Here is a 13,706-nt window from a genome sequence, read left to right as displayed (position 1 = left end):
GTTATGCGTCTGCAGTTGCCTGTTCAGCTTGCGCTGCACGTTGCTGCATGTATTGAGCGAATAACGCATCAAAGTTCACAGGTGCAAGGTTAAGCTGTGGAAATGTACCACGGTTAACTAAGTTAGATACCGCTTCACGTGCGTACGGGAACAACACGTTCGGGCAGAATGCGCCAAGCATGTGTGCAAGTTGTACTTCTTCAACTTCAGCGATAGTGAAAATACCCGCTTGTTGAATTTCACATAAAAAAGCCGTTTCTTCACCGATAGAAGCAGTAACAGTCAGTGCTAATACTACTTCAAACACGCCTTCGTCTAATTTATTAGAACGTGTATCAAGGTCAAGCTTAACTTCTGGTGTCCATTCTTTTTGGAAAATAGCAGGTGAATTAGGCGTTTCAAAAGACACGTCTTTTGTGTAAATACGTTGGATCGTAAATTGTGCGCCAGTTTCTTCTTGTGCTGCTACGTTCTGGTTTTCTTCGTTCATGATAATTCCTAACTTTTGATCGTTTTTATAATAAATGCTTAAGCGTTTAACTTAGCGTCAAGTTTGCCTTGGGCTTCAATCGCCATCATGTCGTCACAACCGCCGATATGCTCATCATTAATAAAAATTTGCGGTACTGTGCTCGCGCCACCTGCTTTGGCAATCATTTCATCACGTAATTCAGGCTGTACACCAATGTCGATATTTGTAAATTGCACACCTTTATTTGTTAGCAACGCTAAAGCACGCTGACAAAAAGGGCAATACGCTTTGGTGTAAAGAACAACATTACTCATAACAATTCCTCTATCGGCCTAACTAACTTAATTAGCGACCTGTTGTCGTTGGTAGACCAGCACTTTGCCATGCACCCATACCACCAGATAAAACATAAACTGATTCAAAACCAGCTTTATGCATAGCAGTTGCGATACCTGAGGCTGTCATGCCTGTGGTACATACCAATATAATGGGTTTACTCTTAGACTTTTCAAGGCTTGAGAAGTCAGATTGTTTCGCTTTTTCAGAGCTAAGGTGCTCAGCGCCTGCAATACGGCCATTATTAAATTCTTTTTGTGCGCGTATATCTACAACGACACCGTCTTCACGGTTAATTAATAATGTTAATTGTTGCGGATTTATTTGACGAATTGCTGAAAACTTACTTTTAAACCAGCCGCCCACGATGAGTGCTACTAAAGCAACCCAAGCTAAACTTAATATCGGATGATTACCGACAAATTCAATATATTGATCCATGCGTCTTCCACTATGAAAATTGTCCCGCGCCTTTAGCACTGGGGTTAAACGTAAGGGTAATGCCCTAGCCACGCAAGTATACGTGCTTGATTAGAAATTACCAGAGAGTGAAATATTTTAATATGCCCTTTTGATTGCTGATCATAACCACAAAACACGGTATGCTAAGGCTAAGCAGGAGCTAATTTTCAGGAACAAAAATGACACAACATAAAAAACCTCTCGTACTCATGATTTTAGATGGTTGGGGATACCGTGAAGATACCCAAAGCAACGCAATTTTAGCGGCAAACACCCCTGTTTTAGACGAACTTTGGGCAACTCGCCCGCACACCCTAATTTCAGCCTCTGGTTTAGATGTTGGTCTTCCTGATGGGCAAATGGGCAACTCAGAAGTAGGCCATGTCAACTTAGGTGCTGGCCGTGTGGTTTATCAAGATTTCACCCGCATCACTAAAGCAATAAATGACGGTGAGTTTGCGCATAACCCAACACTAGTTGAAAACATTGATAAAGCAGTGAATGCTGCTAAAGCAGTGCATTTAATGGGCTTATTAAGCCCAGGTGGTGTGCATAGTCATGAAGACCATATTGTAGCTGCAATTGAATTAGCTGCAGCGCGCGGCGCTAAAGAAGTGTACTTTCATGCATTTTTAGATGGCCGAGACACTCCACCACGTAGCGCAAAAACGTCAATTGAACGTATTGAAGCGCTATTTAGCAAATTAAATTGTGGTCGCTTAGCATCGATCATTGGCCGCTACTATGCAATGGACCGCGATAATCGCTGGAACCGAGTAGAGCAAGCTTATGATCTAATGGTCAGTGGTATTGCGCAACATAGCTACGAAAATGGTGTTGATGCATTAGCTGCGGCTTACGAACGTGATGAAAACGATGAGTTTGTTGCTGCAACTACCATAGCAGCACAAGGCCAAGACGCAGTACAAATTAATGACGGCGATACGGTTATTTTCTTAAACTTTAGAGCCGATCGTGCTCGTGAGATGACCCGCGCATTTGTTGATAAAGACTTTGACGGTTTCGCCAAGAAAAAAGCCCCCGCACTAAGCGGCTTTGTTATGTTGACCGAATACGCAGCAGACATCGACGCACCAGCAGCCTTTGCCACAGTCCCTTTGACTAATGTATTGGGTGAATGGTTTGAAAAACACCATAAAACACAGCTACGTATTTCTGAAACTGAAAAATATGCACATGTGACGTTTTTCTTCAGTGGCGGACGTGAAGATGAATTTGAAGGTGAAACCCGCGAGCTGATCCCATCACCACAAGTTGCGACCTACGATTTACAACCTGAAATGAATTCAGAAATGCTCACCGATAAACTCGTCGAAGCGATTAAAAGCGGTAAATACGATGCAATTATTTGTAACTATCCAAATGGCGATATGGTCGGTCACTCAGGTGTATTTGAAGCCGCAGTAAAAGCCTGTGAAGCAGTCGATCATTGTATTGGTCGTGTTGTTGCTGCCCTTGAAGAATTTGGTGGTGAAGCATTAATTACAGCTGATCACGGTAATGCTGAACAAATGGCTAACCTTAAAACTGGCCAAGCGCATACAGCACACACCAGTGAACCTGTTCATTTCATTTATGTTGGTCGTGATGCAACACCAAGCGAAGGCAAAGCGCTCAGTGATGTTGCGCCAACCATGTTGCACTTAATGGGCATGGAACAACCAAGCGAGATGACTGGCACACCAATCATGACATTGAAATAAACCATGAACAAAAGTATTAACCCATTAATTTTTAGTACGCTCGTTGTTACTGCGTTAATACTCACTTTATTAGTGACGGCGCCTGCCGTCGCTAATGAAGATCGTACTAAAAAAGATCTCAGCGAAATCCAAACGGCGTTAAAGCAAAGCCAAGCTGAACTTGCCGCCCAGCGTAAAGACATCGAAAAATCGCAAAAGAACCTGCAACAGCACGAACTCGAGATCGCAAAAAACGCTAAGGCACTAAATATTGCCGAGCAATCAATTCGCGATACTGAAAAACAACAACAACAGCAACAGCAGCAAGCTGAAGCACTTGAGGAAAAACGCCTAGAGCAGCAACATGCACTCGCCGCACAAATTAAAAGTGCCTATATGTCTGGCGGACATGACTACTCTAAAATGCTATTGAATCAAGAAAATACCGCACAGGTTGAACGCACATTAAGTTATTATAATTACCTCAACAAAGCGCGCATTGAGCAAATTGATGAGCTAAAAGCACTCCTGATTGAAATAGCGGATGTACAAACTGAACTTGAAAAAACCAAACAACACTTAGTTGTGCTCCATAAAGAGCAAGCCAATCGTCATCAAGCACTCATTGCAGCGCAACAACAACGAAAAGCCAACATCAGTGAATTAAAAACCAAGCTTAGCTCAACCAAAAACTCAATTGATTACTTAAAAGATAATGAAAAAACCCTAGTAGCTACCTTGCAAGAACTTGAAAAAGAAAAAACTAAAAAGGTTGAGTTACTGGGCCTATCAGCCAGTAAAGGTAAATTAAACTGGCCAACAAAAGGTAAAATTGAGCACAGCTTCGGCCAACATAAGCACGGTGGTATTGACTGGAAAGGCGTATTAATTGGCGCTAATGAAGGCAATAATGTGCATAGCGTCCACAACGGTCAAGTCGTGTTTGCTGATTGGTTAAAAGGCTACGGCTGGGTTATTGTTATTGACCACGGTGAAGGCTTTATGAGTTTATACGGCCATACTCAAACCTTACTAAAAGACGTAGGTGATATAGTACGCCAAGGCGATATTATCGCTTTAGTTGGTCAAAGCGGCGGACAAGCAAATTCTGGTCTATACTTTGAAATACGCCACAAAGGACGCGCAGTAAATCCTGTAACATGGTGCAGACGCATTTAATTGATTAAACAGCTGCACCCCACTGGGAGCAGCTGATGCTAAATACACAATTACAAATACAGCAGTTACAATACTCTGCTTTTAATCGCATCCTAATAAGCTATTTATTACTCGTTAGCGTTTTTTTGTGCCTGAGTTTTAATAGCTTTGCAGTGACCTCGGTGGGCGATTTAAAAAGCCAACAAAAAAACGAAATCCTCTTTAATATCCATGCCTATTATGTTGAAGACTTAGCTTTGCAACAAAGTTTTGAAAGCAGTCAACAATTTGAAGCCCTGCTCGCACAGCTAGACCCTTACTCTAAGTACCTTAATGAACACGAGTTAGAAGCGCTATTTAGCAGCACTAATGGCCGCTACACAGGCCTTGGGATTGAAATAAAACAGCAACAACAAAAAATTATTATTGTAAACACAATTAAAGACTCTCCCGCAGCCATTGCCGGAGTACAAATAAATGATGTGCTACTTGCCGTTAATCAGCAAACAGTCGCACATAAAGACATCAATCAAGTTGCGCAAATGATTAAAGCTAGTGACACAGCAACGGTTACTTTAACGGTTGAACGAAGTAATTCACCACAAGCCATTTATTTTACCCTGACTAGATCAGAAATTAACTTAGAGAGTGTCACCAGTTCATTATCAGAGTTTGGTATTGGTTATTTGGCAATAAATAGCTTTACCAATCACACCTTGCATGATGTTGCGCGGCAAATAACAGCACTGCAAAGCCATTACGGTAATCCACTTACAGGCTTAGTGCTCGATTTACGCGACAATCCAGGCGGCACATTACAAAGTGCTGTAGCGGTATCGGATCTATTTTTACAAAGTGGCACCATAGTCACCACCAAAGGTCGCTTTTATGATGCAAACCAGCACTTTCGCGCCAAAAAAGGTGATATTTTAAATGGTGCGCCAATCGTCGTACTTATTAATGAAAACTCGGCCTCAGCAGCAGAGATTTTAGCCGCTGCACTTAAAGACAATCACCGTGCCACACTAATTGGCAGCCAATCATTTGGCAAAGGATCGGTGCAATCTTTGATCCCATTAGGCAATGGTAATACAGCACTAAAATTAACCACTGCAAAATACTTTACCCCATCGGGTCAATCTATTGAGGGGATTGGAGTCACCCCCGATGTGGCGATTAATCAATCAACCCTTTCGCAAATTGATAAAGTAGTTATAATAAAAAACGAACAAGGAAATGACGATCGGCCATGGTCACGCAAAGACTCAGCTGATCCACTGTTATTAAAAGCACAGCAGCTATTAACTATGAAATAAAGCTTTTAGCTCACTATAAAAAAGATAATAAAAATTATAAACGTGAAAAAATTAACTTGGTTGTTCTGGCTTTTTTTTAGCTTGCCTACGCTTGCCGCAAATAAGCAAATAGCGATTGTGATTGATGATATTGGCAATCATCAACGCGACCTCGAAATCCTAAATTTACCAGGTAAAATATCGTTCTCGATTTTGCCTCATACCCCGTATTCGCAAGTTTTTGCGCGCCTAGCCAGTAAGTCGAATAAAGAATTACTGCTGCATATTCCCATGCAAGCACTCGACAGCAGCAAAGCACTTGGCCCCGGCGCACTCACCAGCAATATGAGTAAAGAACAATTACAAATCACCCTCGGCAATGCGCTTGCAACCTTACCGCAGGTCAAAGGTGTAAATAATCATATGGGCTCAGCACTTACTCAAGAAAGCCTGCCCATGAAATGGACTATGGAAGTGCTGAAAAAGCGCAACCTGTACTTTTTAGATAGCCGCACTACAGGCTTAAGCCAAGCGCAAAATGTTGCCAACTTATATGGCGTTGAAAATGTCGGCCGCCATGTGTTTTTAGATAATATTCCCAATGAGAAACAGTTACAATTTCGCCTCAACGAACTAAAGTATAAAGCCGAACGTTATAACTTCGCCATCGCGATTGCCCACCCTTACCCTGAAACCATTGAATTCTTACAGCGCATGCTACCCGAACTTGAACAACAAGGTTTTGAACTCGTGCCGCTATCACAACTAGTAGAGCGTAAATATATACAACTTGCGCAAGCTGAGCATAAAGGGGTAGGAGCGAGGTAAACAGGACTTAGCAATAAGCCGTAAATTTTAAAGGGTCATATTAATCAACTTATGACCATTAAAAACAAAAAACCCAAGCCGAGGCTTGGGTTTTTAAACAATTAACTAAAAGAACTTACTTCTTCTTTTTAACTGCTTTTTTGTTTGGTAAATCAGTGATTGAACCTTCGAATATTTCAGCTGCAAGGCCGATTGATTCGTTCAATGTTGGGTGAGCATGAATAGTTAATGCTAAATCTTCACCGTCAGCGCCCATTTCGATACCTAGACCGATTTCGCCCAGCATTTCACCTGCGTTAATACCAATCATAGCACCACCGATAATACGGCCACTTTCTTTATCAAAGATCAGTTTAGTAGAACCTTCAGTACGAGAAGATGCAATTGCACGACCTGATGCAGCCCATGGGAATACAGCTGTTTCGATGCTTAAGCCTTGCTCTTTTGCTTCTTTCTCAGTTACGCCAACCCAAGCGATTTCTGGGTCAGTATAGGCAATTGAAGGAATACATTTCGGATCAAAGTAATGTTTTTGACCAGAGATAACTTCAGCAGCAACGTGACCTTCATGAACCGCTTTGTGCGCAAGCATAGGTTGGCCAACTAAGTCACCAATCGCGAAGATGTGGTCAACGTTAGTTTTAAGTTGCTTATCAACATTAATGAAGCCACGCTCATCAACATTAACACCCGCTTTGTCAGCATCTAATAAGTTACCGTTTGGTGTACGACCAACAGCAACTAATACTTTGTCATAACGTACTGGTTCAGCTGGTGCGTTTTTACCTTCAAATGTAACGTATAAGCCGTCATCTTTCGCTTCTACGCCAACAACTTTAGTTGATAGCATAACGTTAAATTTATCACTTACGTATTTTTGGTAAATCTTGATGATGTCTTTATCAGCAGCTGGTACTAGTTGGTCAGCAAATTCAACCACGTCGATTGCAGAACCTAGTGCGCGATACACAGTACCCATTTCAAGACCAATAATACCACCACCTAATACTAATAGCTTTTCAGGGATGTCTTTAAGCTCTAATGCACCGGTTGAATCAATTACGCGGTCATCTTCAGGAATGAAAGGTAAGTTTACAGGTTTAGAACCAGCAGCAATGATAGCGTTATCAAAAGTAATTGTTGTTTTACCGTCAGCGCCTTCAACATCAAGCGTGTTGCTACCTGTGAATTTACCGTAACCGTAAACCACTTTAACTTTACGCATTTTAGCCATGCCGTCTAGGCCACCAGTAAGTTGGCTAACAACTGACTCTTTCCACGAACGAATTTTATCTAAATCAATTTGTGGTGCGCCAAAAGTAACACCATGAGATGACATTTCTGCTGCATCATCAATTACTTTAGCTACGTGTAAAAGTGCTTTCGAAGGAATACAACCAACATTAAGACATACACCGCCTAATGTGTCGCGAGATTCTACTACTGTTACTTCTAAGCCCAAGTCAGCAGCACGGAAAGCCGCAGAATAACCACCAGGACCACCGCCTAGTACAACAACTTGAGTTTTTAATTCGTTGCTCATGCTTTTACCTTAATTGTTTGAACGGGACACTGCCCTAAAGTTTAACTGCCATGTTTCTGCAAGGCAGAAAGGGAGAGCAGATCAAAAATTTATGCAAGATATACAAAGATTGTATCATTGCAAATGGTAAAAATCCCAGCAAAAAACAACTGGCTGGGATTTGATTCTATTTATTTCGCTACATGCAGCAATTGCTTACATTACTAATTGGCGAATATCGCTCATGTAACTTGCTAAAGTTACAGTAAAGCGTGCAGCTAGTGCACCGTCAATCACCCTATGGTCGTAAGACATAGAAAGTGGAACCATTAGTTTTGGTTCAAACTCTTTGCCATTCCACTTAGGTTTAATTTCTGATTTAGAGACACCTAAAATAGCAACTTCTGGGGCATTTACGATTGGTGTAAAGGCTGTACCGCCAATACCACCAAGGCTTGAAATTGTAAAACAGCCACCTTGCATATCAGACGAGGTAAGTTTACCGTCACGCGCTTTAACAGATACTTCCATTAATTCACGCGATAATTCAATGATGCCTTTCTTATCAACATCTTTAAATACTGGCACAACCAAACCGTTTGGCGTATCAACAGCAACACCTATATTGATGTACTTCTTAAGAATTAAGCTTTCACCGTCGTTAGATAGTGATGAGTTAAATGTAGGGAACTCAGCAAGTGCTTTCGCTGCTGCTTTCATTACAAATACCAGCGGGGTGATTTTAACACCTAGCTTTTTCTTCTCGCTAAGGGCATTTTGCTCTTTACGGAACTCTTCAAGAGTTGTGATATCAGCTTCATCAAACTGCGTAACATGCGGGATTTGCACCCAGTTACGGTGTAAGTTTTTACCCGATAGCTTTTGAATACGAGATAGTTTTTTCTCTTCGATTTCACCAAATTTAGCAAAATCAACTTTTGGCCATGGAATCAAACCAAGTTCACTACCACCAGTATTGCCAGAAGCTGTCGCTAATTGGCCTGATTCAACTTGCTTAACTAAGTTCTTCACATAGTCTTGCACGTCTTCTTTCACAACGCGATTTTTACGACCTGAGCCTTTTACGTTCGCAAGGTTAATACCAAACTCACGGGCTAAGCGGCGAACAACTGGCGATGCATGAGCATACGCACTATTGTTTTCAAAACTTTCATTGCTCGCTTTTGCAGGCGCTGCTTGTGCAGCTGGAGCTGATTCTGCTTTCGCTGCTGGTGCAGATTCAGAAGCCGCTTTTTCAGCGGTAGCTGCAGGTGCACTGCCTTGCACTTCAAATACAAAGATAAGTGAACCGGTCGATACTTTATCGCCCGCAGCAACTTTAATCTCTTTAACAGTACCGGCAAACGGTGCTGGTACTTCCATTGCCGCTTTGTCGCCTTCAACGTTTAAGATTGACTGATCTTCAGTAACCTTATCGCCTACTGCAACCATCACTTCAGTGACTTCAACCTCATCACCGCCGATATCAGGCACGTTTACTTCTTTACTGCTTGGCGCTGAACTTTGTGCCGGCGCAGACTCTTGAGCTGGCGCTGTTTCTGCTTTCGCAGCTGCAGGCTCACTACCAGCCACTTCAAAAACAAACACTAAAGAGCCTGTTTTTACTTTATCGCCAGCGGCAACTTTAATTTCTTTAACAGTACCTGCAAACGGCGCTGGTACTTCCATTGCCGCTTTGTCGCCTTCAACGTTTAAGATAGATTGCTCTTCTTCAACGGTGTCGCCAACAGCAACCATGATTTCCGTTACTTCAACTTCATCATCGCCGATATCTGGTACCGTGACTTCTTTAGTTGTTGAACCTGAAGACGCAGCAGGTGCTGCAGCTTCAGATTTTGCTGGTTCTGCAGGCGCTTCGCTAGATGCTTGCTCTTCACCTTCAAACAAGAATACTAAAGAACCCGTAGTAACCGTGTCGCCCACGTTTACTTTGATTTCTTTTACAGTACCGGCTTGTGCCGCAGGTACTTCCATTGAGGCTTTATCACCCTCAACAGTTAGTAATGATTGGTCAACGTCAACTTTGTCACCAACGCTCACTAGAATTTCGGTTACTTCGACTTCATCGCCACCGATATCTGGTACTTTAATTTCAATACTCATTGCAAACCTCTTATGCGTACAGTGGATTAAGTTTGTTAGTGTCGATGTTGAACTTTTTAAGTGCTTCAACCACAACTGACTTCTCAACTTCACCACGTTTAGCAAGTTCAGATAACGTCGCAACTACTACGTAGCTGGCGTTAACTTCAAAGTGACGACGAAGGTTTTCACGGCTATCAGAACGACCGTAACCATCGGTACCTAATACTTTGTAGTTGCTGCTTGGAATGAATGAACGCGCTTGTTCTGCGTAGTTTTTCATGTAATCCGTTGCGGCAACAGTCACTGAGTCATTCAGTACACTGGTGATGTAGGCAGTCTTCTGTTCGCTTTCAGGGTTAAGCATATTGAAACGCTCAACATCTTGCCCTTCACGAGTTAATTCGTTGAACGACGTTACTGAATACACATCAGATGCAATACCGTAATCATCACTTAAAATCGCGGCTGCTTTACGCACTTCAGTCATGATAGTACCTGAGCTTAATAGCTGTACGTTGGCTTTTTTGCCTGCGTAGCTTTCTAGCTTGTAGATACCTTTACGAATACCTTCTTCAGCACCTTCTGGCATAGCAGGTTGTGCATAGTTTTCGTTCATAAGCGTTAGGTAGTAGTAAATATTTTCTTGATCTTCACCGTACATACGACGAATACCATCTTGAACAATAACCGCTACTTCGTAAGCGTATGTTGGATCGTAAGAGATACAGTTAGGTACTGTGTTAGCAAGAATATGGCTGTGACCATCTTCGTGCTGCAGACCTTCACCGTTTAATGTTGTACGACCAGCAGTAGCACCTAATAAGAAACCACGTGCTTGTTGGTCACCCGCCATCCATGCCATGTCGCCAACACGTTGGAAACCGAACATTGAATAGTAGATATAGAATGGGATCATTGGTAAATCGTTAGTGCTGTATGATGTTGCCGCAGCAACCCACGATGACATTGCACCTAACTCGTTGATACCTTCTTGCAATACTTGACCCGATGTTGCTTCTTTGTAGTAAGAAACGATATCACGGTCTTGCGGCGTATAGTTTTGGCCATGCGGGTTATAAATACCGATTTGACGGAATAAACCTTCCATACCAAACGTACGCGCTTCATCGGCAATAATTGGTACAATGTTTTTACCAATACCTTTATCTTTCAATAAGATATTAAGTGCACGAACAAAGCCCATAGTGGTAGAGATATCACGCTTTTGCTCTTCAAGTAATGGCTTAAATGCTTCTACTTCTGGCAGTACTAACTTTTCAGTAAAGTTAGGAATACGTTTTGGCGTATAACCTTTAAGTGCATCACGGCGAGCATGTAAGTACTTGTGCTCAGCCGAACCTTCTTCAAGTGTTAAATAAGGAAGTTCTGCAAGTTGCTCTTCAGATACTAAATCATCAAGACCTAAACGTGAACGTAAATGGGCAACGTGTGACATGTCCATTTTTTTCACTTGGTGAGCAATATTCTTACCTTCAGCCGCTTCACCCATGCCGTAACCTTTTACAGTTTTAGCTAGGATAACTGTTGGGCGACCTTTGGTCTCTTCTGCTTTTTTGAATGCAGCGAATAATTTTGATGGCTCATGACCACCACGCTTAAGCGCGAAGATTTCGTCATCTGTCATATCAGCAACAAGTGCTGCTGTTTCAGGGTAACGACCAAAGAAATGCTCACGTACGTACGCGCCATTTTTAGCTTTATAAGTTTGGTAATCGCCATCGACTGTTTCGTTCATCAATTGCAATAACTTACCTGTGGTGTCTTTAGCTAGTAGGATATCCCAGCCGCTGCCCCACACTAGCTTGATCACATTCCAGCCAGCGCCTTTGAATAGACCTTCAAGCTCTTGAATGATTTTACCATTACCCATTACTGGGCCATCTAGGCGCTGTAAGTTACAGTTAATTAAGTAACAAAGGTTGTCTAGTTTTTCACGGGCAGCAAAAGAAATAGCGCCACGCGATTCTGGCTCATCCATTTCGCCATCGCCTAAAAACGCGTATACACGTTGGTTTTTAGTGTCTTTTAAACCACGACCATCTAGGTACTTTAAGAAGCGCGCTTGGTAAATAGATGCGATAGGACCAAGACCCATAGATACCGTAGGGAACTGCCAGAATTCAGGCATTAATTTAGGGTGTGGGTAAGATGGTAAACCTTCGCCATCAACTTCTTGACGGAAGTTATCAAGCTGCGCAGCAGATAAACGACCTTCAACAAATGCACGTGCATAAATACCCGGAGAAATGTGACCTTGATAATAAACTAAGTCACCGCCGTCTACATCATTTGGGGCTTTGAAGAAATGGTTAAAACATACTTCATAAAAGGCCGCTGATGACTGGTAAGACGCCATATGGCCGCCTAGGTCGAGGTCTTTTTTCGAAGCACGCAATACAATCATGATTGCGTTCCAACGAATAATAGAACGAATACGGCGCTCAAGGTTTACGTCCCCTGGGTAAGCAGGTTCTTGATCTACCGGGATCGTATTAACGTAGTTTGTGTTGATACCTGTTGGCATATCAACACCGTCTAAACGGGCTTGCTCTAATACTTGCTCAAGTAAAAACTGAGCACGTTCAACACCTTCTTCACGCACAACTGATTCAAGAGCTTGTAACCACTCTTGTGTTTCTAGCGCGTCTACGTCAATTTTATTGACTTCAGACATATGGAGGTTTCCTTATGTTTAAAATACGAATGTTCTTAATTAGCACTGTGGTAATCGTGTTGCCATATACAGCACTTGCTTAAATTATTTATCTTTAACTTAGTTTTTTGTTACTTAATTTTGCTTTGTGCGTCTTAAACTACGCTCAATTCGTGAATGCTCTTTACCTGCTTCCAATAACGCTTCTTCAATGAAAGCTAAGTGAGCATTACTGGCAAGTCGCGCCTGCTCTGGATTCCCTTCAATCACTGCATCCATCAATAAACGGCGGTGCTCAGCTAAGCGCGAACTAATATGCGGCTTCTCTAACAATACCGTTAAATTTTGTAAAACATTTTGCTCAAGCAATGCCCGCATACCGCGTACTAAATGCAGTAACACCACATTATGCGAGGCTTCTGCCACACTAAAGTGAAACGCGTTAATTGCTTTGGCTTTTTGTAGTAAATCATCATTAGCTAATGCAATGCATTCAAAGCTTTGCTTAACTTTAGCAAAGTCAGTGCTAGTACCACGAAGCGCAGCATAATAAGCTGCAATCCCTTCGAGAGCATGACGAAACTCTAATAAATCAAACTGTGATTCAGGATGTTTACTGATCAAGTCAAATAACGGATCAGTGAGCCCTTCTTCTAGCTGATTTTTTACAAACGTCCCGCCACCTTGACGTCGCGTTACTAAGCCTTTTGCCTCTAGCTTTTGAATGGCTTCACGTAATGAAGGGCGAGACACTTCAAATTGTTTGGCTAATTCACGCTCTGGCGGCAGTTTCTCACCCGGTGCTAATGAGCCCTCAAGAATCATGTTCTCAAGTTGCTGTAAAATAACATCCGATAGTTTTGCTGCTTTAATCTTTAAAGACATTAATCAACGTCCGCATTGTAGTGGAAATGTAACCTGAAAAATCCAAGTTTGTGCCCAGAGACTAGACCAAAAGGTAAATTGGTCATACCAAATTTGAGCCATACGTTATCAAAAAGCAAGTTTGCTGTCAATTTCGCTGCGACGCACCTTAAAAAACACCCTAACGTATTTTGCACAAAGATCAAACAGTATGAGATAAAGCCAGTGTTTAGGAAGGAGTTTTATAAAAAAACACAATGGTCTGACCAGATGTGTTGGGAGATGA

11 protein-coding genes are annotated in these 13,706 nt (G+C 42.1%); 4 read left to right on the top strand and 7 right to left on the bottom strand.

Features of this window, described 5'->3' with window-relative positions; all coding sequences use genetic code 11:
* Nucleotide 1: 1 nt before the first annotated feature.
* The 3 genes from secB to H5163_RS15460 are packed head-to-tail and all read right to left on the bottom strand — an operon-like array spanning nucleotide 2 to nucleotide 1,249.
* Entirely contained in the window at nucleotides 2-490 is a 489-nt protein-coding gene (gene secB, locus H5163_RS15470; RefSeq protein WP_145235236.1) for a protein-export chaperone SecB, read from the bottom strand.
* Nucleotides 491-528: 38 nt separating this feature from the next.
* The gene (grxC, locus tag H5163_RS15465; protein ID WP_145235234.1) at nucleotides 529-786 is read right to left on the bottom strand and encodes a glutaredoxin 3; all 258 of its coding nucleotides are present in this window, start codon (nucleotides 784-786) and stop codon (nucleotides 529-531) included.
* Between the two features lie 31 nt (nucleotides 787-817).
* Entirely contained in the window at nucleotides 818-1,249 is a 432-nt protein-coding gene (locus H5163_RS15460; RefSeq protein WP_145235231.1) for a rhodanese-like domain-containing protein, read from the bottom strand.
* A 200-nt stretch (nucleotides 1,250-1,449) separates the two neighbouring features.
* Between H5163_RS15460 and gpmM the strand changes: the two genes are divergently transcribed.
* From gpmM to H5163_RS15440, 4 genes are read left to right on the top strand one after another with little or no spacing between them, the layout of a single operon-like run.
* A complete protein-coding gene (gpmM, locus tag H5163_RS15455) occupies nucleotides 1,450-2,994 on the top strand; it encodes a 2,3-bisphosphoglycerate-independent phosphoglycerate mutase (protein WP_182731553.1) in 1,545 nt (514 codons plus the stop codon).
* Nucleotides 2,995-2,997: 3 nt separating this feature from the next.
* Nucleotides 2,998-4,152, top strand: a complete 1,155-nt coding sequence (locus tag H5163_RS15450; protein ID WP_182731554.1) for a murein hydrolase activator EnvC — start codon at nucleotides 2,998-3,000, stop codon at nucleotides 4,150-4,152.
* A 35-nt stretch (nucleotides 4,153-4,187) separates the two neighbouring features.
* The gene (locus tag H5163_RS15445) at nucleotides 4,188-5,447 is read left to right on the top strand and encodes a S41 family peptidase (RefSeq protein ID WP_182731555.1); all 1,260 of its coding nucleotides are present in this window, start codon (nucleotides 4,188-4,190) and stop codon (nucleotides 5,445-5,447) included.
* Nucleotides 5,448-5,489: 42 nt separating this feature from the next.
* Complete coding sequence (locus tag H5163_RS15440; RefSeq protein WP_182731556.1) at nucleotides 5,490-6,254, top strand: divergent polysaccharide deacetylase family protein; 765 nt, start codon at nucleotides 5,490-5,492, stop codon at nucleotides 6,252-6,254.
* 115 nt (nucleotides 6,255-6,369) lie between these two features.
* Here the strand turns inward: H5163_RS15440 and lpdA are convergent, their stop codons facing one another.
* The 4 genes from lpdA to pdhR form a co-directional block, all read right to left on the bottom strand.
* On the bottom strand, nucleotides 6,370-7,797 hold the full coding sequence (lpdA, locus tag H5163_RS15435; RefSeq protein ID WP_145235220.1) for a dihydrolipoyl dehydrogenase: 1,428 nt from the start codon (nucleotides 7,795-7,797) through the stop codon (nucleotides 6,370-6,372).
* A 195-nt stretch (nucleotides 7,798-7,992) separates the two neighbouring features.
* The gene (gene aceF / locus H5163_RS15430; protein WP_149981339.1) at nucleotides 7,993-9,900 is read right to left on the bottom strand and encodes a pyruvate dehydrogenase complex dihydrolipoyllysine-residue acetyltransferase; all 1,908 of its coding nucleotides are present in this window, start codon (nucleotides 9,898-9,900) and stop codon (nucleotides 7,993-7,995) included.
* A gap of 10 nt (nucleotides 9,901-9,910) precedes the next feature.
* On the bottom strand, nucleotides 9,911-12,577 hold the full coding sequence (gene aceE, locus H5163_RS15425; protein ID WP_182731558.1) for a pyruvate dehydrogenase (acetyl-transferring), homodimeric type: 2,667 nt from the start codon (nucleotides 12,575-12,577) through the stop codon (nucleotides 9,911-9,913).
* A 114-nt stretch (nucleotides 12,578-12,691) separates the two neighbouring features.
* Nucleotides 12,692-13,441 (bottom strand): pyruvate dehydrogenase complex transcriptional repressor PdhR, encoded by a 750-nt coding sequence (gene pdhR / locus H5163_RS15420; protein ID WP_182718482.1) that lies wholly within the window; start codon nucleotides 13,439-13,441, stop codon nucleotides 12,692-12,694.
* Nucleotides 13,442-13,706 lie beyond the last annotated feature (265 nt).

The sequence above is a fragment of the Pseudoalteromonas sp. SG44-8 genome (assembly GCF_014164125.1).
Classification (GTDB): Bacteria; Pseudomonadota; Gammaproteobacteria; order Enterobacterales; family Alteromonadaceae; genus Pseudoalteromonas; species Pseudoalteromonas rhizosphaerae.
This window is presented reverse-complemented; position numbering and strand designations above follow the sequence as displayed.